Origin of the sequence: Deinococcus taeanensis (assembly GCF_020229735.1) — a bacterium.
GTDB classification, from domain to species: Bacteria; Deinococcota; Deinococci; order Deinococcales; family Deinococcaceae; genus Deinococcus; species Deinococcus taeanensis.
In genome coordinates, this window is the sequence record NZ_CP083455.1 from 572,233 (window position 1) to 597,550 (window position 25,318).

18 protein-coding genes and 1 tRNA gene are annotated in these 25,318 nt (G+C 68.4%); 10 read left to right on the forward strand and 9 right to left on the reverse strand.

Annotated features, from left to right (window positions below; all coding sequences use genetic code 11):
- Positions 1 to 145 precede the first annotated feature (145 nt).
- The 4 genes from LAJ19_RS02805 (at position 146) to trpD (ending at position 6,725) form a co-directional block, all read left to right on the forward strand.
- Positions 146 to 3,505: a DEAD/DEAH box helicase gene (locus tag LAJ19_RS02805; RefSeq protein WP_225476803.1), complete on the forward strand. Its 3,360-nt coding sequence runs from the start codon at positions 146 to 148 to the stop codon at positions 3,503 to 3,505.
- Positions 3,506 to 3,682: 177 nt separating this feature from the next.
- Positions 3,683 to 5,107, forward strand: coding sequence for an anthranilate synthase component I (gene trpE, locus LAJ19_RS02810; protein ID WP_225476804.1), 1,425 nt, complete (start codon positions 3,683 to 3,685; stop codon positions 5,105 to 5,107).
- The gene (locus tag LAJ19_RS02815) at positions 5,107 to 5,718 is read left to right on the forward strand and encodes an anthranilate synthase component II (RefSeq protein ID WP_225476805.1); all 612 of its coding nucleotides are present in this window, start codon (positions 5,107 to 5,109) and stop codon (positions 5,716 to 5,718) included. The genes trpE and LAJ19_RS02815 overlap by 1 nt, the downstream gene beginning before the upstream one ends.
- A gap of 2 nt (positions 5,719 to 5,720) precedes the next feature.
- Entirely contained in the window at positions 5,721 to 6,725 is a 1,005-nt protein-coding gene (gene trpD / locus LAJ19_RS02820) for an anthranilate phosphoribosyltransferase (RefSeq protein WP_225477929.1), read from the forward strand.
- 657 nt (positions 6,726 to 7,382) lie between these two features.
- Here trpD and LAJ19_RS02825 read toward each other — a convergent pair.
- Together LAJ19_RS02825 and LAJ19_RS02830 are read right to left on the reverse strand one after the other, a co-directional pair.
- Positions 7,383 to 7,814, reverse strand: coding sequence for a DinB family protein (locus tag LAJ19_RS02825; protein WP_225476806.1), 432 nt, complete (start codon positions 7,812 to 7,814; stop codon positions 7,383 to 7,385).
- 380 nt (positions 7,815 to 8,194) lie between these two features.
- A complete protein-coding gene (locus tag LAJ19_RS02830) occupies positions 8,195 to 8,656 on the reverse strand; it encodes an Lrp/AsnC family transcriptional regulator (protein ID WP_225476807.1) in 462 nt (153 codons plus the stop codon).
- Positions 8,657 to 8,825: 169 nt separating this feature from the next.
- On the opposite strand from LAJ19_RS02830, the gene kamA reads away from it, so the two are divergent.
- Both kamA and LAJ19_RS02840 read left to right on the forward strand, forming a co-directional pair.
- Complete coding sequence (gene kamA / locus LAJ19_RS02835) at positions 8,826 to 10,238, forward strand: lysine 2,3-aminomutase (protein WP_225476808.1); 1,413 nt, start codon at positions 8,826 to 8,828, stop codon at positions 10,236 to 10,238.
- Between the two features lie 158 nt (positions 10,239 to 10,396).
- Positions 10,397 to 11,758, forward strand: a complete 1,362-nt coding sequence (locus LAJ19_RS02840) for an acetyl ornithine aminotransferase family protein (RefSeq protein WP_225476809.1) — start codon at positions 10,397 to 10,399, stop codon at positions 11,756 to 11,758.
- Positions 11,759 to 11,879: 121 nt separating this feature from the next.
- Here the strand turns inward: LAJ19_RS02840 and LAJ19_RS02845 are convergent, their stop codons facing one another.
- Positions 11,880 to 12,413: a hypothetical protein gene (locus tag LAJ19_RS02845; protein ID WP_225476810.1), complete on the reverse strand. Its 534-nt coding sequence runs from the start codon at positions 12,411 to 12,413 to the stop codon at positions 11,880 to 11,882.
- 86 nt (positions 12,414 to 12,499) lie between these two features.
- Here LAJ19_RS02845 and LAJ19_RS02850 point away from each other — a divergent pair, with 86 nt between their 5' ends.
- Positions 12,500 to 14,230 carry an outer membrane protein assembly factor BamB family protein gene (locus LAJ19_RS02850; protein ID WP_225476811.1) on the forward strand — a complete coding sequence of 577 codons (1,731 nt, stop codon included), beginning with the start codon at positions 12,500 to 12,502 and terminating at the stop codon, positions 14,228 to 14,230.
- 806 nt (positions 14,231 to 15,036) lie between these two features.
- On the opposite strand, the gene LAJ19_RS02855 is transcribed toward LAJ19_RS02850, so the two are convergent.
- Positions 15,037 to 15,112, reverse strand: a tRNA-Ala gene (locus tag LAJ19_RS02855).
- A 125-nt stretch (positions 15,113 to 15,237) separates the two neighbouring features.
- Here LAJ19_RS02855 and guaB point away from each other — a divergent pair.
- Both guaB and trhA read left to right on the forward strand, forming a co-directional pair.
- Entirely contained in the window at positions 15,238 to 16,737 is a 1,500-nt protein-coding gene (gene guaB, locus LAJ19_RS02860) for an IMP dehydrogenase (protein ID WP_225476812.1), read from the forward strand.
- 74 nt (positions 16,738 to 16,811) lie between these two features.
- On the forward strand, positions 16,812 to 17,456 hold the full coding sequence (trhA, locus tag LAJ19_RS02865; protein WP_225476813.1) for a PAQR family membrane homeostasis protein TrhA: 645 nt from the start codon (positions 16,812 to 16,814) through the stop codon (positions 17,454 to 17,456).
- A gap of 122 nt (positions 17,457 to 17,578) precedes the next feature.
- Here the strand turns inward: trhA and LAJ19_RS02870 are convergent, their stop codons facing one another.
- The 3 genes from LAJ19_RS02870 to LAJ19_RS02880 are packed head-to-tail and all read right to left on the reverse strand — an operon-like array spanning position 17,579 to position 20,594.
- Positions 17,579 to 18,190, reverse strand: coding sequence for a site-2 protease family protein (locus LAJ19_RS02870; RefSeq protein WP_225476814.1), 612 nt, complete (start codon positions 18,188 to 18,190; stop codon positions 17,579 to 17,581).
- Between the two features lie 11 nt (positions 18,191 to 18,201).
- Positions 18,202 to 19,320, reverse strand: coding sequence for a tRNA nucleotidyltransferase/poly(A) polymerase family protein (locus LAJ19_RS02875; protein ID WP_225476815.1), 1,119 nt, complete (start codon positions 19,318 to 19,320; stop codon positions 18,202 to 18,204).
- Positions 19,317 to 20,594 (reverse strand): S1C family serine protease, encoded by a 1,278-nt coding sequence (locus tag LAJ19_RS02880; protein WP_225476816.1) that lies wholly within the window; start codon positions 20,592 to 20,594, stop codon positions 19,317 to 19,319. The genes LAJ19_RS02875 and LAJ19_RS02880 overlap by 4 nt, the downstream gene beginning before the upstream one ends.
- 62 nt (positions 20,595 to 20,656) lie before the next feature.
- On the opposite strand from LAJ19_RS02880, the gene LAJ19_RS02885 reads away from it, so the two are divergent.
- Positions 20,657 to 21,670 carry a hypothetical protein gene (locus LAJ19_RS02885; RefSeq protein WP_225476817.1) on the forward strand — a complete coding sequence of 338 codons (1,014 nt, stop codon included), beginning with the start codon at positions 20,657 to 20,659 and terminating at the stop codon, positions 21,668 to 21,670.
- A gap of 44 nt (positions 21,671 to 21,714) precedes the next feature.
- Here the strand turns inward: LAJ19_RS02885 and LAJ19_RS02890 are convergent, their stop codons facing one another.
- Positions 21,715 to 25,086: an ExeM/NucH family extracellular endonuclease gene (locus LAJ19_RS02890; protein ID WP_225476818.1), complete on the reverse strand. Its 3,372-nt coding sequence runs from the start codon at positions 25,084 to 25,086 to the stop codon at positions 21,715 to 21,717.
- A complete protein-coding gene (locus LAJ19_RS02895; protein WP_225476819.1) occupies positions 25,073 to 25,258 on the reverse strand; it encodes a hypothetical protein in 186 nt (61 codons plus the stop codon). Before LAJ19_RS02895 ends, LAJ19_RS02890 begins: the two co-directional genes overlap by 14 nt.
- Positions 25,259 to 25,318: the final 60 nt, after the last annotated feature.

Sequence of the window (25,318 nt, forward strand, 5' to 3'; positions counted from 1 at the left end):
CTGCCGGCCGCGCAGTCTGTGTCGCTCTGCGGATTCACGCTTTGGCACGGCGCGGTACACTGGAGGGCGTGTTTGTTCCCGACGTGCCCCTTCCGTCCCGCCCTCAGGGCCGGACGCCTGAACCGGGCGTCCGCGCGGGCCGCGCATGAAGCTCAGCCGACTGCCCCCCGGCTTCGCTCTGGATACTGCCGCGCAGGGCCTCGCGCTGCGTGAGGACGCTGTGCAGGACGTGCAGCGTCAGTGGACGGACCTGGGCTGGCACGCCGAGGCGACCGTGCTGGATGCCGGCGTGCCCTACCACGCGACCGTGGACCTCCTGCCGCCGCCGGACCCGCAGCTGCGCGGCTCCAGCTGCACCTGCGGCCGGTACCGCTGCCGGCACGTGGCGGCGCTGGTGCTTGCCACCGACCCGCCCCCCGGGCCGCGCCCCGCGCCGCGGGACGTGCCGGCCAACCCCGCCCACCCTGCCGAGGAACCCCTGGACGCCCGCGCGCAGCAGTGGCTGGCTTCTTTCACGGACACCCGCACGCCCAGCCGCGGCCGGCAGTTCGAGCTGCGTTACGTCCTGCGTTTCCTGCCGCCCGGCAGCAGCGTGGGCGGGCAGCGGCGCGTGGCCCTGCAGCTCATGCGGGTGCCTCTGCGGGGCGAGCAGCCGGACCTGAAAGGCGCTGAACGCTACGCCATGCCCCGCAACCTCAGCAGCGCCCCCGCCTTCGTGCGGCGCGACATGAACCTGCTGCGCCTGCTGGAGATGGCCGCCACTGCCACGCACGAACCGGGGCGCTGGCAGGACGAACTGCACGCCCTGACCGACCATCCCGCCGCGGACCTGCTGCTGGAGCACCTGCTGGGCAGCGGCCGCCTGTGCTGGGAGCGCGTGGACGCCCCGGTCACGCGCGGCCCGGACCTCAGCGGGCAACTGGCGTGGATGGCAGACGCCAGAGGCGCGCAGACCCCCACCCTGCACCTGCCCGACGCGCCGGACGCCGTGGTGCTGCCCATGCCGAACCCTTGGGCAGTGCGGCCTGCGGCGTTGCAGCTGTCGCGCGTGCAGACCGACGCGCCTGCCGAGGTCGTCGCCCGGTTCCTCAGCGGCCCGGTGCTGCCGCCCGCGCAGGCGGTCGCCCTGGCGCACGCCATCACGGCGTCCGGCCTGAATCTGCCCATCCCGCAGACCGTGCAGGTCCGCGAGGAGCGCCTGCCGTACACCCCTCAGCTGCACCTGATGGCGCGCGACGCCACGCACCACCCCTACAGCGGCACGCGCAGCCAGGTGACGCTGCCGGTCGCGGAGGTCCGTCACGCCTACGCGGGCCTGACCGTGCCCGACACGCACGCAGACGGGGGCGCCGGACCGGCGGTGTTCCGCAGTGGAGTCCTGACGCGCGTGACCCGCGACCTGGACGCCGAACGTGAGGCGACGCATACCGTCGCGCTCAGCGGCTTCATGCTGCTGGAGGACGCGTTCGGGCAGGAGTACACCGTGCCCGGCGACCACGCCCTGCTCACGCTCGGTGAGGAGGCCGCCTGGATGGACTTCATGCGGGGCGGGCGCGCCGATCTGGAAGCGCAGGGGTTCACGGTGCACGTCCACCCGGACTTCCCGCTGAACTACGCCGAGATCACCGACTGGTACGGCGAGACCGACGACAGCCACGGCGGCTGGTTCACCCTGGACCTCGGCATTGTCGTGGAAGGCCAGCGCCTGAGCCTGATTCCGATCCTGGCGGACCTGATCGCCCGGCAGCCCCACCTGTTCACGCCCGAAGCGCTCGCGGAACTGCCCGACGACGAGACCCTTCACGCTTCGCTCGGGGACGGCCGCCGCGTGGCGTTGCCCGCCGGGCGCATCCGCGCGATCCTGGGCGTGCTGGTCGAGCTGAACCTGCGCGACCTGCCGCCCGGCCCGCTGCGCCTGCCGCTGCTGGACGCCGCGCGCGTCGCGCAGCTGGAGGAGGCCGTGCAGGCCCGCTGGCTGGGAGCGGACCGCCTGCTGCAACTCGGGCGGCGCCTGCGGGACTTCAGCGGAATCCGCGAGGTGGAGCTCCCCCGTGGCCTGCACGCCGACCTGCGCCCCTACCAGCGCCAGGGGCTGGCCTGGCTGCAGTTCCTGCGCGAGTACGACATGGGCGGCATCCTCGCTGACGACATGGGCCTCGGGAAGACCGTGCAGACCCTGGCCCACCTGCTGCTGGAAAAGGAATCCGGCCGCGCGGACCGGCCCAGCCTGGTCGTGGCGCCCACCAGCGTGATCGGCAACTGGCAGGCGGAAGCGGCGAAATTCGCGCCGGACCTGCGGGTCCTGACCCTGCACGGCAAGGACCGCCGCGCGCAGTTCCCGCTGATCGCGCAGCACGACCTGATCCTCACCACGTACCCGCTGCTGCCGCGTGACATCACGGACCTGGGCGCCTTCGAGTACCACCTCGTGATTCTGGACGAGGCGCAGAACATCAAGAACACCCGCACGGCCGCCGCGAAGGCCGCCGGGAGCCTCAGCGCCCGCCACCGCCTGGCCCTGACCGGCACGCCCCTGGAAAACCACCTGGGGGAACTGTGGTCGCAGTTCAATTTCCTGGCGCCGGGCCTGCTGCACGACGAGAAGACCTTCCGGGAACTGTACCGCACGCCCATCGAGAAGCGCGGCGAGGCGCCCAGGCGCGCCGCCCTGGCCGCCCGGGTGCGGCCGTTCATTCTGCGGCGCGAGAAGCGGGACGTGGCGCGCGAATTGCCGCCCAAAACTGAAATTCCGGTGCGGGTCACACTGGACGGCGACCAGCGCGATCTGTACGAAACGGTGCGGGTCACCACCGAGTCCCGGGTGCGTGAGGAACTGCGCGCGCGCGGCCTGGCCCGCAGCACCATCGCCATCCTGGACGCCCTGCTGAAACTCCGGCAGGCGGTCACGGACCCGCGCCTCGTGAAACTCGACGCGGCGCGCGGCGTGCAGAGCAACGCCAAATTCGACTGGCTGCAGACCCACCTGCCGCAGATGCTCGAGGAGGGCCGCCGCGTGCTGATCTTCAGCGGCTTTGCCACCCTGCTGCGCCACCTGGAAGACTGGCTGCGCGACCAGCGCATTCCGTACTCCATGATCACCGGCAGCACCCAGGACCGCCAGAGTCAGATCGATGCGTTCCAGAACGGCAAGACCCACGTGTTCCTGATTACCCTGAAGGCGGGCGGCGTGGGCCTGAACCTCACGGCCGCCGACACGGTCATCCACTACGACCCGTGGTGGAACCCGGCCGCGGAGGAGCAGGCCACCGACCGCGCCTACCGCATCGGGCAGGACAAACCGGTGTTCGTGTACAAGCTGATCGCGGCGGGCAGCGTGGAGGAACGCATCCTGGACCTCCAGGCCCGCAAGGCGTCCCTGGCCCGCGGCATTCTCGACGGCGGCCTGAGCGACGCCACGCAACTCACCACCGCTGACCTCGACCGGCTGTTCGCCCCGCTGGAAGACGAGGAAGGCAGGGCGGGCGAGGTGGCGCTGAATGTATAAACACGCCCGCACCCCCGGGCCCCGGCGCGCTATGCTGCCGGGCATGACCGTGTACGGTGCGTGGTGGTGGCCCAGTCAAGCCTGGGTCTGACCCCGCTGTACCCTAACCGGACGCGCGCCCAGGTGGAATAACCCACCCGGGCGCGTTTTTCATGACCCCGCCCCCACAGGAGACCCATGACGCAGCCCACCACCCTTCCCGCCCTGGCCGTCGCCGTGCAGGAACTCAACGCCGACCTGGACACGCCGGTTACCGCCTACCTGAAAGTCGCGCAGGGCGAGAGCGTCACCTTCCTGCTCGAGAGTGTCGAGGCGGGCGAGAAACTCGGCCGGTACTCGTTCATCGGGGTGGGCGAACAGGGCCGCTTCGAGGCGCGCGGCCCGCAGGTGCGCAGCAGCGGCGTGTTCGGTGACTTCTGCGGCGCAGACCACGACCCGCTGGCCCGGCTGTACCACGCCACGGTGCGCCCCGCCCCACTCCCCCCGGGCCTCCCGGCCCTGATCGGCGGCGCGATCGGGTACGCCGCGTACGACCTGATCCGCAACTACGAACGCCTGCCCGACGGAAACCCGGACGAACTGAACGTCCCGGACGCGTGCTTCATCGCGCCGCGCGGCATGGTCATCTTCGATCACCTCAAGCACCGCCTGATTGCCGTCGCGACCGCCAGCACGCAGGCCGGCGCGCAGGAGGAGGTGCAGCGCCTCACGCAGCGCCTGCGCGGCCCGCTGCCCGCCGTGCCCGGCCGCACCCCCAGCCCCCCGCCCACCTTCACGAGCAACTTCACGCCCGGGTCCTACCAGGCGGCCGTGGAGCGCGCCCTGGAGTACATCCGCGCCGGCGACATCTTCCAGGTGGTGCCCAGCCAGCGCTTCAGCGCCGACCTGGGCGACCTGCACCCCTTTGCGCTATACCGCGCGCTGCGGCGCGTGAATCCCAGCCCGTACCTGGGCTACCTGCAACTCGGTCCCGTGACGCTCGTGGCCAGCAGCCCCGAAAGCCTGCTCGCCAGTGACGGCCGCACCGTCACCACCCGCCCCATCGCCGGCACCCGCCCGCGCGGCGCCACCCCGGCGCAGGACGAGGCGCTGGCAGCCGAACTGCTCGCTGACGAGAAGGAACGCGCCGAGCACCTCATGCTCGTCGACCTGGGCCGCAACGACATCGGCCGCGTCAGCCGCTACGGCAGCGTGCGCGTCCACGGCGCGTTCACCATCGAACGCTACAGCCACGTGATGCACATCGTCTCCAGCGTCACCGGCGAACTCCGCGAAGGCCAGACGCCGCTGCACGCCCTGGCAAGCGTGCAACCCATGGGCACCGTCAGCGGCGCCCCCAAGATCCGCGCCATGGAAATCATCGACGAACTCGAACCCACCCGGCGCGGCCCTTACGGCGGGTCGTTCGGGTACATCGCCCTGAACGGCAGCATGGACATGGCCCTCACGCTGCGCACCATGGTCATCACCGGCAGCCGCGTGCACATCCAGGCCGGCGCCGGCGTCGTCGCTGACAGCAACCCCGCCAGTGAGGAACTCGAAACCCGCAACAAGGCGGCCGCCCTGATGCGCGCCGTGGAACTCGCCGCCGGAGGCCTCTGATGACCCCCCCGAAACTCCTGCTGATCGACAACTACGACTCGTTTACGTTCAACCTCGTGCAGTACTTCGGTGAACTCGGCGCGGACCTGACCGTCTGGCGCAACGACGCTTTCACCCTGGACGACGTCCGCACCCTGAACCCCGACGCGATCATCGTGTCCCCCGGACCATGCACCCCCACCCAGGCGGGCCTGAGCGTGCAGGTCATCCGCGAACTCGGCCCGCACTACCCCACCCTCGGCGTGTGCCTGGGCCACCAGAGCATCGGTGAAGCGTTCGGCGCCCGCGTGGACCGCGCGCGGCAGCCCGTGCACGGCAAGACCAGCCCCGTAAGGCACGACGGCACCGGCCTGTTCGCCGGCCTGCCCAGTGACGTCACCGTCACCCGCTACCACTCCCTGGTGGTGCGTGACCTGCCTCCCGAACTCGTGGCGACCGCCTGGACCAGCGACCCTGAAGAGGAAATCGTAATGGCACTGCGCCACCGACAGTACCCGGTGTTCGGCGTGCAGTTCCACCCGGAAAGCATCGCCACGCAGGCCGGCATGGACATGCTCCGCAACTTCCTCACCGAAGTCCGCGCCCACCAGGCGGCGGGGGCCCGCGCGTGACCATGGTCCACGCCCGGCTGATGAACGGCGAGCACCTGTCGCAACTGGAAGCGGCGACCTTCATGCGCGAGGTCATGACCGGCGAGATGAGCGGCGTGCGCCTCGCCGCGGCCCTCGCCGCGCTGCGCGTCCGCGGCGAGACCCCCGAGGAGATCGCCGGTTTCGCGCAGGCCATGCGGGAACACGCCGTGCGGGTCAACGTCGCCCCGCGCGACGTGCTGCTCGACGTGGTCGGCACCGGCGGGGACGGCGCCCACACCTTCAACATCAGCACCACCACCGCGTTCGTGGTGGCCGGCGCGGGCGTGCCCGTCGCGAAGCACGGCAACCGCGCCGCCAGCAGCCGCGCCGGCAGCGCCGACGTTCTCGAAGCGCTCGGCGTGAACCTCGACGCCACGCCTGACGTGGTCGCCGACGCCGTCAACACCCTCGGCATCGGCTTCATGTTCGCCCGCAACTACCACCCGGCCCTGCGGCACGCTGCGGCCGTCCGTTCGGACCTCGCCGCCCGCACCGTGTTCAACATCCTTGGCCCGCTCAGCAATCCTGCCGGCGCCACGCACCTCGTCGTGGGCGTCTTCAAACCCGAACTGACCCGCACGCTCGCCGAGGTGCTGCGCCTCCTCGGCGCCCGCGGCGCCACCGTCGTGCACGGCAACGGTCTGGACGAATTCAGCGTGTGCGGCGTGAACACCGTCTCCGGCCTGCGCGACGGCGTGGTGGTCGACCGGACGCTGCACCCCGAGGAGGCCGGGGTCAACGTGCACCCACGCGAAGCCATTGTGGGCGGCAGCCCCACTGAGAACGCCGAGATTACCCGCGCGCTCCTCACCGGGGGCGGCACGCCCGCCCAGAAGGACATCGTGGCCCTGAACGCCGGCGCGGCCCTGCGCACCGCCGGCCGCGCGGCCAGCATCCGCGAGGGCGTCGAGCAGGCCCGCGAAATCATGACGGGCGGCCAGGGCTGGGCAGTCCTGCAACGCTACGCCGCCCACACCCGGCGCTGAACCGGACGAGATTCCGCCAGGGCCGATCGCGGCGCGCACCCACGACGAACACGCGCTGATGGGCCTGTACGCGGCGACGTCTGCCGCACTGAATGGGCAACTGCACAGGAGTGGACTCCAACATCGTTACTGGCCCTGGAACCGATGCCGGACGGCCACTCCGGGCGCACCTCCGACTGGGCCAGGGGCGCCGCAGACCACTGGCGGGAACATGGCCTGCGGACACGTCGCGGCCCTGCACAGGGCGCTGGGCGAACACGCCTGACCCCCCCGCCCGGCCCAGGCAGACGCACTGGTCGGCGCACCGCTCATCAGGAATGACGTGAAGGCCTGCAGATGGGCAGAACGCCTGCTTCATCCCGCACGCGGCTGAAGGCAGGCCCGGCCTGAAGGTGAGCTGCACCTGCACCGAGCGGCAGGACGGCTCCGGGCAGGGCGGTCTGGTCCTGCGACGCTCCGGGCCGGTTCAGGCGCTGACCATGCATCTCCGCAGGAGCATGCCATTGCTCCGCAAGGATCAGGCGTTCCCTGACGTGGCTGACGGATGCGGTGTCCAGCGTGAACTTTCGATGCTTCACCGTGGACGTCGCACAGCACGTCAACGGCGAGCGGACAGGCGGCATTGATCTGCCCGGGCGCGCCGGTGCACTCGTGCAATCAGAGCAGCCGGCGGTGGTAGTTCACCTGTCCCAGATGCCAGCCCAGGTGACCGTACAGGTGCAGCAGGAAGTACCGGATGGTCATTCCCTGCGGAAAGTCCGGAAGCGGCCTTGGGTGAGGATCGTCCAGCCGGACCGGGCTGAGGCGCTCCAGTGTGCCCGCCACCAGCGCCGTGACCTGCCGCAGCTCCGCCACGAGGTCGGAGCGCGGCACGTCACGCCTTGCAAATTCCGCCGGGCGGTTCCGCGCATAGGGCACGCCGCCCAGGTCATCGCCCACGAACTGCGACAGGTTGCCCATCAGGTGCAGCGCCAGCGTCCCCGCCGGATTCAGGATGTCGCCCCGCACCCGCCAGATGCTCGCCTCGTCCGGGTAGGCTTCCAGTTCTGTGATCAGCCGCTCCAGGTCGCGCGTGAACAGGGTCCGCAATTCAGGAAGCCTACCCGCAGCTTACCTGCAACCGCCAGGGGCGCAGGCGTCTGGAAGAGCCGGGGGACGTTTTGGGAGCCGACCCAAGGCCCCGTTCAGTCTCCAGGTCGTGATCCTGCCCTGGGTGGCCGGCTCAAACGACGTGACCCACCGCCCGGGACGACCAGCAGAGTGCGCAGGAGGCGGTGCTGCCTGGAGCTCTTCTGGCTGTCATCTTCCAGGTGGTCAACCGGCCGTGCGTGGGTGAGGCAGGGGCCTCTTGGGGGACTGTGCTGTGGCTGGAGGGCATGTGAGCAAGGCTGGCCCTGGTGTCGGTCGCGGGCAGACAGTATTTGCTGGGTCCCTGTCGGGCCTCAGCGAGAGCACTCTCTCCAGGGCACCTATTTGGGTGGAAGGAGGAGTTTGCCTTCCAGCGGGGTGCTGAGCACGATGCTCGTATCGCAGGTGAAGCCCATGTTGATCAGTTCGGTCAGCATGGATTCCAGGGCGCCGACGTCCGGGACGGCCACTTTCAGGATGCATGAGTTGTCGCCGGTCACGGAGTGGCACTCGAGGACGCCGTCATGGCGGGTGGCCCAGCGGACAAGTGTGGGATCGTTCCGGCCGCTGTCCTGCACGCCGATGAAGGCCGTGATGGTGCGGCCCAGGGGCTTGCTGGCGACGCGGACGCCGTAGCCGAGGATGACGCCGGCGTCCTCGAGGCGACGAACTCGTTCTGTCACGGCGGGGGCGCTGAGGCCGACGCGGCGGCCGAGTTCCCGCATGCTGAGTCTGGAGTCCGTCTGGAGTTCCTGAAGGATGCGGTGGTCGAGGGGGTCGAGGTGGCCGCCGGACTGTCTCATTCCACCCACCTTAGCATTTGGAAGGTTAGGAGTGTCGTTTATGACCTCCGTGCGCCGTGAACCCTGCGCAACTGATAAGCGACGGGCATTCCAAAATGCCGGGCTCGACAACGAAAATGAACTGCACATAAGTTCACGTTTCACCTGCAGTTCACACCGGAGGACGACCATGCCCATTCATCCACAGGCCACCATCCGCAGCCAGATGATGCTGCCCCGCAACCACCGCGCACCCAAATGGGCGGACGTGCCCGACGAGCAGTGGTACGACTGGAAATGGCAGTTGAAAAATCGCATCAATTCGGTTGATGAACTCGAGGAAGTCATCCGCCTGACCGAATCCGAACGTGCCGGCGCAAGCGCCGAAGGCATCTTCCGCCTGGACATCACGCCGTACTTCGCGTCCCTGATGGACGCCGAGGACCCCACCTGCCCCGTGCGGCGTCAGGTGATTCCCACCCATCACGAACTCGAACCGTTCACCAGCATGATGGAAGACTCCCTCGCGGAGGACAAGCACAGCCCCGTGCCGGGCCTCGTGCACCGGTACCCCGACCGGGTCCTGATGCTCGTCACCACGCAGTGCGCCAGCTACTGCCGCTACTGCACGCGCAGCCGCATCGTGGGTGACCCCAGCGAAACGTTCAACCTGGCCGAGTACGAGCAGCAGCTGAACTACCTGCGCAACACCCCGCAGGTGCGTGACGTGCTGCTCTCCGGCGGGGACCCCCTGACCCTGGCTCCCAAGGTTCTGGGCCGCCTGCTGAGCGAACTGCGCAAAATCGAGCACATCGAGATCATCCGCATCGGCACGCGCGTTCCGGTGTTCATGCCCATGCGCGTCACGCAGGAACTCTGCGACGTGCTCGCCGAGAACCACCCCGTGTGGATGAACATTCACGTGAACCACCCCAAGGAGATCACGCCGGAAGTTGCCGAGGCCTGCGACCGCCTCACCCGCGCCGGGGTGCCGCTCGGGAACCAGAGCGTGCTGCTGCGCGGCGTGAACGACCACCCTGTGATCATGCAGAAACTCGTGCGGGAACTCGTGAAAATCCGCGTGCGCCCCTACTACATCTACCAGTGTGACCTCGTGCACGGCGCCGGGCACCTGCGCACCACCGTCAGCAAAGGCCTGGAAATCATGGAAAGCCTGCGCGGCCACACCAGTGGTTACTCGGTGCCCACCTACGTCGTCGATGCGCCCGGCGGCGGCGGGAAGATCCCGGTTGCGCCCAACTACGTCCTGTCGCACAGCCCAGAGAAACTCATCCTGCGGAACTTCGAAGGGTACATCGCCGCGTACAGCGAACCCACCGACTACACCGGCCCGGATATGGTCGTTCCTACCGAATGGCAGCGCAAGGAACCCGGACAGACCGGTATTTTCGGTCTCATGGAAGGCGAGCGCATCAGCATTGAACCCAAGGAGTTCAGCGAGAGCCGTCACCGCCCCGGGGCCACCCAGCACCGCCTGAACAGCCGCGAGGACAAGTGGGCTGCCCACGGCATCGGCACGCAGCTCACCGATACCGCGCCCGACGGCATGCCCCAGACGTCCCCGCCCATCAGCGGCGACTGAGTTCACCCGCACCCTCCGGCCGCGCCCGGCCGGGCAGCCCTGAAGCCTGACTTTCAGCTGTCACAGGGCAACGCGGTCACACCCTGCCTCCTGCCGGCACGCCGGCCCACGACCCTGGTCCACCCCGCCTTTTCGCCCACCACCTGAATGGAGTCCGCATGACCACCCTGCCCAAAGCCCGTCAGCCTGAACTGAAAACCTCGCTTCCCGGCCCGCACACGGCCGCCATCATGGAACGCGACCGGCAGCACCTCTCCACGTCGTACATGCGGCCGTACCCGTTCGTCCCGGATCACGGCGAAGGCGTGTGGCTGACCGACGTGGACGGCAACACCATGCTCGACTTCTTCGCGGGTATCGCCGTGAGCACCACCGGGCACGCCCACCCGCACGTGGTGAAGGCCGTGCAGGAGCAGATCACGAAGTTCACGCACGTGTGCCTGACGGACTACCCTCAGGAGATCACCACGAGTCTCGCCGAGCGCCTGGTCAGGCATGTGGAACGACCCGGCGAGAAGTGGCGCGTGTTCTTCAGCAACTCCGGCGCGGAGGCGGTCGAGGCGGCCGTGAAACTGGCGCGCAACCACACGGGCCGGCCGCACATCATCTCCACCATGGGCAGCTTCCACGGCCGCACGTACGGCGCGATTACCCTGACGGGCAGCAAGACGAAATACAAGCGCGGGTTCGGACCGCTGCTGCCTGCCGTGTCGCACGTCCCGTACCCGAACCCTTTCCGGCCGCCGCTGGGCAGCACCCCGGAAACCTGCGGGCAGGCGGTACTGGAGCACATCGAGTCCCTGTTCGTGGGCATCCTTCCGGCCGATGAGGTCGCGGCCATCATTGTGGAACCCATGCAGGGTGAGGGCGGGTACATCGTGCCCCCCGCAGACTTCCTGCCGGGCCTGCGCGCCCTGTGCGACAAGTACGGCATCATGCTGATCTTCGATGAGGTGCAGGCCGGAATGGGCCGTACAGGGAAGATGTTCTCCTTCCAGCACTTCGACGTTCAGCCGGATATCATTACCTCCGCGAAGGGCATCGCCTCCGGCATGCCCCTGGGCGCCCTGCTGGCCAAGGAGAGCGTCATGACGTGGCCGGTCGGGTCACACGGCAGCACGTACGGCGGGAACCCCGTAGCGGCTGCCGCGGCGCACGCCACGCTGGACCTGCTGGAAGGCAAGGTCCGGCACCCCGGCTGCGGCGACAACCTGATGCACAACGCCGCGCAGGTCGGCGCGTTCATCATGTCGGCGCTGAAGGCGATGCAGGCGGAGTTCGCGTTCCTGGGTGACGTACGGGGCGAGGGCCTGTTCATTGGTCTGGAATTCGTGAAGCCTGACGGCAGTCCGGACGGCGCGCTGCGGGACCGCGCGTCCATGGCGATGTTCGAGCGCGGCCTGTTGAACCTGGACTGCGGTGAGGCCGTCATCCGCATCAGCCCGCCCCTGATCCTCACGCGTGAAGAGGCCGAGACGGGCCTGAACATCATGCGTGAGACGCTCCGCACCCTGCAGTAACCGGGAGGCAGAAAGGAGGGGCCTGGGAACACCTCGTTCCCAGGCCCCTCCTGTTGGGCTGGCGGCAAAGCGAGGAGGGGAGACGCACACGCCTCCCCTCCTCAAGCTGGCGGTTCAGCCCTTACTGCAGACGCTTGGCGATGGACTGCAGGCTGGCGCTGTCGGCCCAGGCCATGCCGCGCTGCACGTACGTGCGGGCACTGGCCTGGTCGCCACGCTGCAGCGCCAGGTAGGCGAGCTTCGCGGCACTCAGGGACGCCCACTGCTTCTCCTGGTCGGTCAGGTCACCCAGACGGGTCCAGGCGTTGTACGCGTTGATCCACCACTGGGTCTTGGTGTACAGCTGCGCCAGGTACGCGTTGTAGTCGCGGTTGCCGGCTTCCATGTTCGCGGCGTAGTACGCGTGATCCACGGACGCCTTCCACAGCGTGCGGTCGTAGAAGGGAATGGGGTAGGCCACGTCAGCCTGCACGGCGAACTCCTGAGCTTTAGCGAAGTTCTCGCTGGCACTCATGCTGGCCGGCCCGGTCGTAGCGGCCATGTCTTCCGTCGTCGTCGTCGTGGTCGTCGTCGTCGTGGTGGCGGGAGTGGTGGTGTCCTGCGCGGCGGCCAGGCCACTCAGCGCGAACGCGGTCAGCATGAGAATGTTCTTCATAACAGTTCGCATCTTAGGCTCTACCCTGACAGGCGTCCACGCCGCCACGCCCACCGTAAAGGGTCCGTAAAGGAGCTTATTCAAAGATGAGGAACACCCACGTTTTACCCACGCTTCTCCTGGGAACTCTGGCCGGATTCAGTGCGGCCAGCGCCCAGACCACCATCACCGCGCCTCAGTTCACCGCGCCTCAGTTCACCGCGCCGAAGGTGGACGTTTTCAAGGAACTCCGCGTCCTTTCCGGGGTGACCATCTCCGGGTCCGGCGACCTCACCTTCCTCGGCTCCGACGCCCGCGTCCACCGCACCGACGCCACCGGCAGCGAGAAATGGTCCTTCACCGTCGGTGACATCGGACGCGCCTACCCGGTCGTCACACCCCAGGGCGTCACCATTGCAGCCGCCTACGACGACACCGTGTACGCCCTCGATCCTGCCGGGAAACTCCTGTGGAAACAGAAACTCGACGGTGACATCTTCGCCACCCCCGCCCTGAGAGCCGACGGCAGCGTCATTGTCGCCACCGCCGGCGGCACCGTGCACGCCCTGAGCAGCGACGGTAAACCCCTCTGGGCCTACAAGGTGGGCGCCCCCGTCTTCAGCAGCCCCGCCATCGGCCCGGACGGCACCATCTACTTCGGCGCGCAGAACAACCGCATGCACGCCCTGACCCCCACCGGCCAGCTGAAATGGACGTACGCCGCCGGGTCCCTCATCTTCAGCTCCCCGGCCGTCGGGCCCGACGGCAGCGTGTACTTCGGCTCCAGCGACCGCCGCATTCACGCCGTCACACCCGCCGGACAACCCAAATGGACAGTCCCGACCGGCCTGTTCGTGAACGCCAGTCCCATCATCACCAGCCAGGGCCTCGTCGTGGTTGGCAGCTATGACGGCAGCGTGTACGCCGTGAACACCACCGGCGAAAGCGAATGGACCTACCGTGCAGGTGCCGGTATCGCCGCGTCTGCGGTGGAACTCAGCGACGGCACCCTCATCATCCCCGACCTGAACGGCACCGTCCACGCCATCGGCAAGGCCGGACAGGCGCTGTGGCAGATCAAGACCGGCAAGAAGATCGACACCGGACTCAGCGTCAGCGACCAGGGCGCCGCGTACTTCGTCACGGAAGGCGGAGGCCTGAACATCCTCCAGAAGCAACGTCCCCTCGCCGTGGGGCCCTGGACCACCTTCCACGCCGCCCCAAACCCTGTGGGCCGTGTTCCCACCAGCGTGGACATCCAGACCCAGACGCAGGCCCGCCGGGCCGCCGCCACCGCCGTTATCGCCACCCTCAAACCTGCCACGCCCACCACCACTGCCCCCGCCCAGCCCACCCGGCCGGCCCCGGCTCCCGTCCCCGCCGGGCAGACCCCGCCGGCGTCAGCCACCGGCACCCCGCCGGCCACCACCGCCCCTCAACCCCCACAGCCTGCACCCGCGCCGCAGCCTGCCCAGACACCCGCGCAAGCCGCGCAGGCCGCCGCGCGCAACGTCCGTACGGCCGACGGGCAGGTTTTCCTTCCCCTCAACGACCTCGCCACCGCCCTGCGTCTCGACGTGCGCAACGTCACTGCCCGGACGGCCACCATTCGCCTGAACAGTCAGCTGATTCCCCTGACCGTCCGCAGCTTCGACCGGACGGCGTATGTGCCTCTCGCCGCGCTCAGCGCCCTGCCCGGCGCCACCGCGCGCCTGACGAGCACCCCTGCACGCGCCGTGACCCTCAGCGTGAACGGTCAGACAATCACGCTGCCCGTGAACCTCGTGCCGCTTCTGCCCCTGCGCAGCCCGGAGTACATGGGCGTCCTGTCCCAGTAAGACAGGCACGCCCGCCACGGCCCGCCTGTCCACGCGCCCGCTCGGCAGGGCTGCAGGGCGCTCCATGGGTCAGGCCAGGGACGGGCGCTGAGCGGCGCACCAGCGCGGAGACGACTCAGCTGCCCACCTGATCCGGACGACCGCGTGAATCAGCTGAGCCGTGGCCCGCAGGACCACGCCCCGCTTCAGGCAGCACAGACCATTGAGCCTGACGGCCCGATCACGAAGGAGCTGAACCCTTGACGGTTCCAGAGGTGGGAATGGCGAGTCCCGTTGCGCGGCCGGGCACCGCAGGTCACGGACGAGGCGGCCAGCCTCTCAAGGTCCGGCAGGATCTCCCGGCCGTTCCCGCGTGGGGCCTGTGCGCTCAAGCCGTTTCAGGTGCGGCCTGCAGGCCAGCTTCACCTGTTCAGTCACCGGCCCGGTCCGGGGCGCAACTCGATCCGGGCGTCGTCGCAGGCCTGTTTCGGGGTCCGTGCGGATCGAGTCGCGTCTGGACGTGACTGGCAGTACCCTCACCACACCCCGCGGGCACACGCATGACCGGCACAGGCCCCGGTCAGCGGGGCGCGGAGCCCACGTGGAGTCACTCACGCCCGAGCCCGGCCTGCTGGTCGCGGAGGTGTCACGCGCCCCGGACCGAACAGCTCTGCTGACGGCAGTCCCATTCCGCCGCAGGGACCGTTGCCTGCCGGAGCGTGAGGCCGCGCGCCCCTGCCCTGATGGGAGTGCCGCCTGCCTCGCTTCGCGCTGTGTGAACGCAAGGACCGGCATGAAAAGAGCCCGCTGTGCAGGCGGGCTGTTGGTGGTGGAGTCGAGGGGGATCGAACCCCTGACCTCGTCATTGCGAACGACGCGCTCTCCCAGCTGAGCTACGACCCCATGAGGCGAGAGGGAATGTATCACGCACCTGCCAGGCGTGCAAGGGGCGCGGGGGGTGGCCGGGCGGTCAGGTGGCATGGACACCGTCACCTTATGGGGGTGCGTCAGGCCTTACACTCGCGGGCATGAGTGCGCCCGCCACACCCGCCCCCGCTGAAGCGCAGCAGGACCGTTTTGCCTACAAGTTCGGCCAGGAGGGCATCACCTTCGATGACGTGCTGCTGCAGCCGCGGCACTCCCACGTGCTGCCGCACGAGGTGAACCTGGGAGCGCAGCTGACCCGCCGGGTCCGCCTGAACATTCCGTTCGTGTCCGCCGCGATGGACACCGTCACGGAAACGAACATGGCTGTCGCCATGGCCCGCGAGGGCGGCATTGGCGTGGTGCACAAGAACATGCCCGTGGACGCCCAGGCGGAAATGGTGCGCAAGGTCAAGCGCAGCGAGAGCGGCATGATCGTCGACCCGATCACCCTGCCGCCCCACGCCACCGTGGGCGACGCGGACCGCCTGATGGGCGAGTACCGGATCAGCGGCGTCCCCATCACCGACCCGAACGGGCGGCTGCTGGGCATCATCACGAACCGTGACATGCGGTTCGTGGAGGACCTGAGCACCCCGATCCGTGAGGTGATGACGAGCGAGAACCTCGTGACGGTCCCCGTGGGCACGACGCTGGAAGAGGCCCAGGAAATCTTCAAACGGCACCGCATCGAGAAGCTGCTCGTCGTGGAGAACGAACTGCTGCGCGGCCTGATCACCATCAAGGACCTCACGAAACGCGTCAAGTACCCGCGCGCCGCCAAGGACAGCATGGGGCGGCTGCGCGTCGCCGCTGCCATCGGCGTGGGTGCAGACCTGATGGACCGCGCCGGCGCGCTTGTTCAGGCGGGTGTGGACGTGCTGGTGCTCGACAGCGCACACGGGCACAGCCAGGGCATCCTGAACGCCCTGGCCCGCGTGAAGGAGCACTTTGACGTGGATGTCATCGCCGGAAACGTCGCGACCCGCGCCGGCGCCCGGGATCTGATCCTGGCCGGCGCCGACGCCGTGAAGGTCGGTATCGGCCCGGGCAGCATCTGCACGACGCGCGTCGTGACGGGCGTGGGCGTGCCGCAGATCACTGCGATCTTCGAAGCGAGCGACGCCGCTCTCGAGGCGGGCATTCCCATCATTGCAGACGGCGGGATCAAGCAGACAGGCGACGTGCCCAAGGCCATCGCGGCCGGCGCGAACGTTGTCATGATGGGCAGCATGCTCGCCGGCACGGACGAGGCACCCGGCGAGTCCATCCTGCGCGACGGCCGCCGCTACAAGAGTTACCGCGGCATGGGCTCCCTGGGCGCCATGGACCAGGGCAGCGCCGACCGGTACTTCCAGAGCGGCAGCCGCAAGTTCGTGCCTGAAGGGATCGAGGGCATCGTGGCCTACAAGGGCACGGCCGGGGAGGTCATCTACCAGTTCGTGGGTGGCCTGCGCAGCTCCATGGGGTACTGCGGCGCGCCGGACCTGCAGACGCTGCGGGACACCGCGCAGTTCGTGCGGATCACCGGGGCGAGCCTCGTGGAAAGTCACCCGCACGGCGTGACGATCACCAAGGAAGCCCCGAACTACGGTGGCCGCTGAAAACCAGGTCGACGGGCAGTACACCGCGTTCCCATGCACAGCAAGACGTCATGCGGCGGGCGTACCCTGAAGGCATGAAGCGCCTGCTGACCTCGCCGCGCGAACCTGTGAACGCCCTGACCCACTGGGGCGGCGCACTGGCCGCGCTGGTGGTTCTGGGGCCGCTGCTGTCCTGGGCGCACGCGCGCGGACTTCCCCTGTGGCCGTTCGTCGTGTTCAGCGTGAGCATGATCGTTCTGTACACCGCCAGCGCCAGTTACCACTCGTTCCAGCCGGGCGAACGGGGTCTGCTGTGGCTGCGCAAACTGGACCACGCGGGCATCTTCCTGCTGATTGCCGGCAGTTACACGCCCGTCGCGTACTTCGGTCTGGAAGGCGTATGGCGCAATGTGGTCCTGGGGCTCGTGTGGGGCATCGCCCTGAGCGGCATCAGCCTGAAGCTCGTCACTATGCGCCTGCCACGCTGGGTCAGCACCGCGCTGTACCTGGGTATGGGGTGGCTGGCCCTGCTGTTCATGCCGAAATTCATTCACACACTCAGCGCCGGCGCGCTGTTCTGGCTGGCAGCGGGCGGGGTGCTGTATTCCATCGGGGCCGTCATCTACGCCACGAAACGCTGGAATCCGCGGCCCGGCGTGTTCGGCTTTCATGAGATCTGGCATCTGTTCGTGCTGGGCGGCACCGCCGCGCACATCGTCATGATGTTCCACCTGCGCTGAGGCCCGAAGGCCTCAGGCGGGAGGGGCGAAGCTGACCTTGCCACTCAGAAAGGCCCCGGGACACCACTGATAGACCAGGCGGGCCGGAAGGAACATATCCCTTCCGGCCCGCTGCGTGTGCCTCAGGCGCCGATGGCCCCGAACACCCACCCCCGCACTGCGCTGATCAGCGTGCCAATCTGCCCGCCGAACAGATAGATGAACACCATCACGATCACGAAACTGAACGGCTGCGCCTCGAACTGCGCGAGGCTGCGCCCCAGCGAAGGCACCAGCGCCCCCAGGATCCGGCTGCCGTCCAGCAGCGGAATGGGAATCAGGTTGAACACGGCCAGCACCACATTGATGCTCAGCACCGTCATCAGGATCGTGCCCATCAGGCCCCCGGACCCCGCGAACTTCAGGATGACCGCACACACCAGCGCGATCAGCAGGTTGCTGATCGGCCCGGCCGCCGCCGTCCACATCGTGCCCCAGCGGCCCAGGTTGTTCGGGTTGATGGGCACCGGCCGCGCGAACCCGAACCCCACCAGCAGCAGCAGCAGCGTCCCGAACGGATCCAGGTGCCTGACCGGGTTGAGCGTCACACGGCCGTACCGGCGGGGGGTGGGGTCACCCAGCCGGTCCGCCGTCCACGCGTGCGCGAACTCATGAAAGGCCAGCGACAACACCAGCGCCGCCGCAATAATCACGAACGCCAGCGGATCGCTGGTCAGCAGAGAGAGGAGACCCATACCCCGGCATTCTAGGGGGTCTCGTCCGGGCCTTTGGTCGCCAGGAATGCCTTCAGCGCCTGACGCTCCTCTTCAGAACTGCGCACCTGACCAGCCCGGCGCAACTGCGAAAGGTGCCCCAGCGCGTCCCCGACGGCCCGTCCGGGGAGAACGCCCAGCGCCAGCACGTCCTTTCCCGTCAGGGGGGTGTACGTGTCCGGGCGCAGCAGGACCCGCAGTTCCCGTTCCGGACTGCCCTCCGGAAAGAAGGTGTCCGAGCGCGCGCGGGTGAGCAGCGCACCCGGTTTCTCCCCCAGGTTCAGACGCTCCGCGAGTGCGGCCGGGTCCGGCGCGGCGTGCAGCAGCGCCGCCGTGTACGCCGTGACGGGAATGACCGCGCCCGCGTCCCGGCGCCGGTCCAGGGCGTCCAGCAGCCCTGTACCTGGCAGCAGCGCTCCCGCCCCCCACGCGCGCAACTGCGCCGCCGCCAGCCCCGGACGCGGCTCATGCAGCAGGAGGCGCACCTCCGCCCACAGGCGCGGCGTTCGTTCCGCCATGTCCAGCGCGTCCGGCACCTGCGCCAGCAGCGCCCGGTCCGCCCGCAGCTTCAGCCGCGCCGCCAGCCGCGCCCCCCGCACCAGCCGGCTGGCATCCTCCCGGAACGACGCTGCGTGCAGGGGCCGCAGCACCCGCGCGCGCAGATCATCCAGGCCGCCCGTCACGTCGACCAGCCGCACCGTCCCGGCAGGGGAGACCCGCAGCGCCAGCGCGTTCAGCGAGAAGTCCCGCCGCCGCAGGTCGTCGGCCAGCGTGCCCGGCAACGGAACAGGATTCCCGCCCGGCACCGGATACACTTCACGGCGCGCCCGCACCAGATCCACCGCCCGCCCGTCCGGCAGGGTCAGCGTGGCATTCCCGAACGCCGGGTGAAACACGAACGGCAGCCCGGTCGCGCGCGCCAGGGCCTCCACATCCGCCTCCGGCACGACCACGTCCAGATCCAGCGGCGTTCCGCCCAGCAGCGCGTCCCGCACCGCTCCACCCACCAGCGCCACGCCCCCCGGAGCGGCCAGCGCGGCCAGCTCAGCCAGCCACGCACGGTCCGGCGGACTCAGCTGCGCCCACGCGTCCTCCCCGCTTCCCGCCGTCACGACCCCGTACGCACCGTAAAGGACGACGCGTCCAGGGTCACCCGCACTTCTCGGGACTCACCCGCCCGCACGACCGTCAGCGTGATCACGTCCCCCTCCTTCCTGTCGATCAGCGCCGCCTGCAGATCCTCCAGCGCGTCCACCGGCTCACCCCCGGCGCGCGTGATCACGTCCCCACCCAGCAGAATCAACCCACCGCGGAACGACTGCCGTTCCGTCCCGGCCTTCAGGCCCGCCCGGTCTGCCGGACTGCCCGGCGCCACCTGCCCCACCACCAGCCCCTGCTCCGGCAGACCCAGCTGCCGTTTCCCGGCGCTGGACAGCACACTCAACCCCACCGGCAGCAACCCCTGCCGGCTCTGCACCGCCAGCCCCGCCCGCACCCCGATGTCCGGCGCGGACACCTCCCCGCCCGCCGCGGCCAGCAGGCGCGGCAGCAGGTTGCGCGCCGTGTTGATCGGAATGGCGAACCCCACCCCCGCACTCTGCCCCACCCCCGTCGCCTGACCACTGGGCGAGTAGATCTGCGTGTTGATCCCAATGACGCGCCCCCCACTGTCCAGCAGTGGCCCACCACTATTCCCCGGATTGATCGCCGCGTCCGTCTGAATGGCCTTCTGCGTGATGCCCTGCCCCCCCACGCCGCCAAACCCGATCGGAATCTGCCGGGCCGTGCTGCTCACGATGCCTTCCGTCACACTGAAATCCAGCCCGAACGGCGCGCCCATCGCAATGGCCTTCTGCCCCACCTTCAACGTGTCACTGTTCCCCAGCGGAATCGGCCGGATCAACGATGTCTTCAGACCCGGCGCGCGGATCAGGGCCAGATCGTACTGCGGCGCCAGCCCAATCACCTCGGCCGGCACGCTCGCCTCCTGCCCCATCACCCGCACCGTGATCTTCTGCGCCGCGCCGTCACCAGACTCCCCGGCCACCACGTGGTAATTCGTGAGGATGTCCCCCGCGTCATTCACGAAAAAGCCGCTCCCCACGCCCTGCTGCACCTGCTCCTCCGCCCCGCCGAACATCATCGCGAACGGATCCTGCGGCACCACCGCCTCCGTACTGATGAACACCAGCCCCGGCTCGAAACGCCCCACCACGTCAATGGTGTTCTGCTCGTTCTGCAGCCTCGCCCCCGCCTCAGACAGCGGCGCCCCGGTCACCGGCGCGGCCGGCTGCGCTGCCCCAAACGGCACCTGGTCCCGCAGCAACGTCGCGCCCAGTCCCAAGCCCACCAGCACCAGCAGCACCCCCACACCCTGACCCCTCATACCGCGCATTATCCGCCAGCAGGCGCATGCAGGCTGAACGCCCCCTGTGCTCTGCTTCATGCATGCCCGACCTGAACGCCGCCCAGCGCGACCTCCGCGAGCACCTCGGGAACTACCTCGACCGCCACCGCCAGACCGGCGTGTTCCACCTGCAACCCGGTGGCCCCGCCACCGTTCCCGCTCTCCAGGACCTCGGCCTCCCCGAACTGCACCTCGACCTCCTGCCCCGCACGCCCACCCCCGAACAACAGAGCGCCCTGCACACCCTGGGGTACGTGCCCGCGGGGCCCCACACCTGGACGCACCCAGGCGGGTGGCACCTGATCCTGTGCGACCACGGCAGCGGCTGGCGCGCCCAGCAGGGCACCCTCCGCGACCTGCTCCTCGCGGACCCGGACGCCGCCAGCATGTACCGCGCCACGTACCAGCAGCGCGGCCGCAACGCTGCCGACACGGCACTCCAGGCTGCCGCTCTCACCCACCACGCCCACACCGTCGGCCTGGCCCCCGCGCACCACGTCGCCCGGCTGCTCACCCCCCTGAACGCCCCCTGGATGTTCGCTGCGGGTACTGCCCTCGACCTTCACCTCGGCTGTGTTGCCCGCCCTCACGATGACCTGGACGTCATCATCCCCCGCAACGCCCAGCTCCAGCTGCTCCCCCTGCTGCGAGACTGGCGGCTCGACGTTCCCATCGACGGCACCTACCACCCCTTCACGCAGTCCATCGAGCCCCCACACCACCAGATTCATGCCCGGAACCCCGACCTGCCCGGCGTGCAGCTGCTTGACCTGCTGCTCACCGACCTGAGCCGCGACACCTGGCACTACCGACGCGACCCCCGCATCACCCTCCCCCTCGACCGTGCCCGCCGCCTCAGCCCGGAAGGCCTGCCGTACCTCACCCCGGAAGCCGTGCTCCTCTTCAAAGCCAGCACCGCGGGCCGCGACCCACGCGGCAAGGACGAAGCCGACTTCCAGCGCGTCCGGCCAACCCTCAATGAGGACGCCCGCGCCTGGCTGCGCGACGCTCTTACCCTCGCCAGGCCCGATCACCCCTGGCTGCAAGGGTTGTAATAGAGAACCACCCTCACGAAGGAGGGTGGTTCTGAAAACGGAAATTAATTGAGGGTCTGTCCTGTATTTACAGCGCCCTTGGTATTTGTAGCAGGAGCATTCCAAATGAAGTCGGCGTATTTGCTGCCTGTTCCTGAGAGCTGGAGTGACGTCCCAGGTGCCGTGCTGTTGTCCTGGCTGACAGTCACCGATGTGCTGGTGACGCCGTTCGCACAGCCGCCTGCCCCAGTAAAGCTGCCTTCATAGCTAAGGAACTGTACAGGTTGCGTACCATTACAGATGGCAAGGCCATCAGGTCCGCCGTTCTGGAAGATATTTCCAGCGGCTGGATAACTGAAGAGATAGGCGGTGTATCCGTTGGCAAGGGCCGAGGACGTCACAATAGTGTTGTTTGTAAAGGCGTCCGTGCGGTAGACCTGATTGGTGGTTACTCCTGCGTTGTAGAGCGCCAGGGAGAGGTTGCTTACATTGTACCCGGCAGGCACGATCACTTCGACATATTCATCGCCCACATCATTGGTAGCTGAGGAGTCGTAGCTGAACTCATTGATCCAAGGTGTCCCGGCGACAGGTACCGCTGTGACGTTCACAGTGAAGGTCGTCTGTGCGTCGCTGACGCCACTGCCGCTGCCGGTAACTGTGACTGTGTATGTGCCGGCCGTGGCGCTGCTTGCGTCGACGCTCAGGGTGCCGCTGGTGCCCGTGCCGGGCTGGCTGGTCACGGTGATCACGGGGGGGGTGCCGGCGCCGCTGACGCTGCTGCCCAGTGTGACGTTCCCGCTAAAGCTCGTGCGGTTCACGTTGACCGTGGTGCTGCTGCTCTGCCCGGCGGTGACGCTGACGGTGGTGCTGGCCGGGGTGAGGCTGATGCTGGGCTGGACGCCGACCGGCAGGGGTTCCTGCGCTGTGAGGTTCAGGCCGATCAGGATCGGGTCGTGGTCGCTGCTGCGGAAGGGATCGGCGTTGTAGTAGCTGCTGAGCTGCCCCGCGGACTTGAATTCCTTGTTGTAGTCAAGCACGGTGGGCTCATCGCTGTTGATGTGCCACTTGGTGCGCCCGGCGACCTGCGCCGCGAGGCTGGCACTGCCAGTTGCCTGGTCGAGGCTGCCCCACTGGCCGTCGAACTGGTACGAGTAGACGTTCTTGTCAAACAGGTTCTGGTACCCGCCCGCTGCGAGGATCGAGAGGGGTTCTTCCATGGCGTAGGCGTTGTAATCGCCCATCAGGAGGCGGTCGTCTTCGGTGACGCCGGTCGGGTTTGTAGCAAGCCAGTTCACCAGCGCGGTGGCGGCGTTGCGGCGGGCGATGTAGCCGTTGCCCTGGCCGTCGTCGGATGCAGTGGACTGCGCGTCGTTCGTGGCGGCGCAGGCGCTGCCCTTGCTCTTCAGGTGCATCATCACGGCGGTGATACGGCCGCCATTTGCCTTGCTCTGGAAGGTATGGGCCCAGGTGGGGCGGTTGCAGGTATCGGCGTAATTCGGGTCGAAGCTGTTGTCGAGGATGGCAAGCTTGCCGACTGGATCAACCACGGCGGGCTTGTAGATCATCGCGACGCTGATGACGTCCGTGCCGATCTTGGTGCCTGGGTTGATGTAAGCGAAGGTGCCCGCGCCAACTTCAGTGTTCAGGGCATTCACGAGGTTCGCCACGGAGCTGTTGGTGCCCTTGTCGAAGTCGTTCTGTATTTCCAAGAGGCCCAGCACGTCAGGATTCAGGCCTGCGATGGCCTTGATAATCTTGGTCTGCTGACGCAGGAACTCCTCGCAGTTATTCGCGCCGCGTGCGCTGGAGCTCGTTCCGTTGGTGGTGCAGCCGTCGTTGCTGGTTAGGAGCGTTGTGAAGTAGTTCAGGACGTTCATGCTGCCCACGCGCAGGGCGCCGCCCACGGCTTCAGGAGCTGCAAGGCGCGGATTGGTGTCGGTGACACTTACGTTCACCTGGGTGGCGTGAATGCGGTAGGTGTCCAGGCTGCCGCTGCCAGTCCAGCCGTCGTTGCTGTACGTGAGAACGCCGGTGGCGGTCACGGTGTCGCCGCCACGCAGGGTGTTGCTGGCACTCAGAGGCTGGCCAGCGCGCGCGAAAATTTCAGGATCGGGGTTCTGGGCCCGGGTGCCGTCGTCAATGCGGATGTACTGGTTGGGCACGTCTGCCTTGAACGCCGTGTAGGCAGCGGTATTCGGGGCATTCAGCTGCGTGAAGTTCATGATGCGCTGCGGGGCGATGTCGAAGCTCGCGCCGCGGCCCAGCGTGAAGTTGTTGGTCACCACGCCGCTGGCACTGACGCGCATGCCCTCGTACCGTTCACGGCTGCTGACCGGCAGGGGCAGCGTGAGGGGCTGCGCGGCAGGCAGGGGAACGCTGCTGGTCAGCGTGGTGACGCTGCTGCTGGTGATCTGTGTGGTGGTGGTGAACTCAGAAACGGTTCCTGCCACCTGCACGCGGTCGCCGGGGTTCAGGGCCGGGCAGGTGGTGTTGCAGTACACGAAGATGCCGTCACTCGTGGTGCTGGCATCATCAGCGTCGATCCCTTCTTCCTGAACGAAGAAGCCTTTGAGGGAGCCGGTGACGTTTGCCGTGTGCACGGAGGTCACGACGCCTTCCACGGTGACGGTCTGGCCGCTCTTGGGGCTGGCGGCGTCGCCACTGGGCGTGGCGCCCTGCACGCTGGCGATGTTGGTCAGCGGGAGCGTGCCGGGGTTGTCGGCCACGGCGAACACCAGCTTGAAGCTGAAGGGGTCGGCGTCGCTGATGTCGTCGCCTTGCAGGGGCACGCTGGCGGCGAAAGTCACGAGCTGCGACTGACCATTTTCAAGCGGCGCCGTCTGCCAGCCCTGGTGGGCGATGCCGGGCACGGTGGTTCCGGCTGGGGCGCTGAGTTGCAGGCCGCCGGTGTTGAGGTCGGTTTTCAGGGGCGTGGCGCCTGGGTCGGGCTGGATCACGCCGCCGGAGGACTGATAGGCCGCCTCGACTTTCATGCCGGTGGCGGTCGTGGGTGCGCCGGTGCGGGTGCGGACCTGACTGAAGGGGGTGGTGCCGTCCGTGGCGTTCTGGCCGTCGGTGTCGACGGGCACGAAGGTAGGGACGGTGATGGGCGCGCCGGTGTTGTTGGTGACGCGGAAGGTGGCGCTCATGTGCACCGTGCGGGTTTCACGGTCGACGAGGTTCACCAGGTTGGTGCGTACAAAGCTGAGCTGCTCGGTGGGAATTTCGCTTGCCTGGGTGTTCAGGCCGGCGCCGTAGCGTTGCACGGTGGCCTGGGCGGCCGGGCCGGTCAGGCCGTTGATGCTCAGTTCGTACAGGCCCAGTGCGGTGCGGGCGGTGGGGGCCGTGCCGGGCGTGGGGGCACGGGCGGTGGGTGCGGAGCAGGCGCTGAGGGTGAGCAGGCCGCCGAGCAGCAGGGCGTTAATGGGTTTCATTGGTGCTCCCGGGAATGGGCAGGCCGGGCAGGCCGTTGAAGGGGACGGAGCCGATGAGCGTGACGGCCTGCCAGCGGCCCAGTGGAGTCAGGGTGGGCGGCGTATAGGGGGTGGTGGGGGCGTCCTGGGCGTGGGGACGCTCGGGATTCTGGACGGGCTTGAGGTTCGTCAAGGGACTCCTGTGGCGTGGAGCGGGCCGCGCGCCTGAGGCGGGGCCAGCTGCGCTGGGAAG

Coding starts and splice junctions, on each gene's coding strand:
- LAJ19_RS02840 (WP_225476809.1), top strand. CDS start 10,397: ATGACCACCCTGCCCAAAGCCCGTCAGCCTGAACTGAAAACCTCGCTT.
- LAJ19_RS02830 (WP_225476807.1), bottom strand. CDS start 8,656: ATGAGACAGTCCGGCGGCCACCTCGACCCCCTCGACCACCGCATCCTT.
- kamA (WP_225476808.1), top strand. CDS start 8,826: ATGCCCATTCATCCACAGGCCACCATCCGCAGCCAGATGATGCTGCCC.
- trhA (WP_225476813.1), top strand. CDS start 16,812: ATGAAGCGCCTGCTGACCTCGCCGCGCGAACCTGTGAACGCCCTGACC.
- trpD (WP_225477929.1), top strand. CDS start 5,721: ATGGTCCACGCCCGGCTGATGAACGGCGAGCACCTGTCGCAACTGGAA.
- LAJ19_RS02870 (WP_225476814.1), bottom strand. CDS start 18,190: ATGGGTCTCCTCTCTCTGCTGACCAGCGATCCGCTGGCGTTCGTGATT.
- LAJ19_RS02885 (WP_225476817.1), top strand. CDS start 20,657: ATGCCCGACCTGAACGCCGCCCAGCGCGACCTCCGCGAGCACCTCGGG.
- guaB (WP_225476812.1), top strand. CDS start 15,238: ATGAGTGCGCCCGCCACACCCGCCCCCGCTGAAGCGCAGCAGGACCGT.
- LAJ19_RS02805 (WP_225476803.1), top strand. CDS start 146: ATGAAGCTCAGCCGACTGCCCCCCGGCTTCGCTCTGGATACTGCCGCG.
- LAJ19_RS02890 (WP_225476818.1), bottom strand. CDS start 25,086: ATGAAACCCATTAACGCCCTGCTGCTCGGCGGCCTGCTCACCCTCAGC.
- LAJ19_RS02880 (WP_225476816.1), bottom strand. CDS start 20,594: ATGAGGGGTCAGGGTGTGGGGGTGCTGCTGGTGCTGGTGGGCTTGGGA.
- LAJ19_RS02850 (WP_225476811.1), top strand. CDS start 12,500: ATGAGGAACACCCACGTTTTACCCACGCTTCTCCTGGGAACTCTGGCC.
- trpE (WP_225476804.1), top strand. CDS start 3,683: ATGACGCAGCCCACCACCCTTCCCGCCCTGGCCGTCGCCGTGCAGGAA.
- LAJ19_RS02845 (WP_225476810.1), bottom strand. CDS start 12,413: ATGAAGAACATTCTCATGCTGACCGCGTTCGCGCTGAGTGGCCTGGCC.
- LAJ19_RS02815 (WP_225476805.1), top strand. CDS start 5,107: ATGACCCCCCCGAAACTCCTGCTGATCGACAACTACGACTCGTTTACG.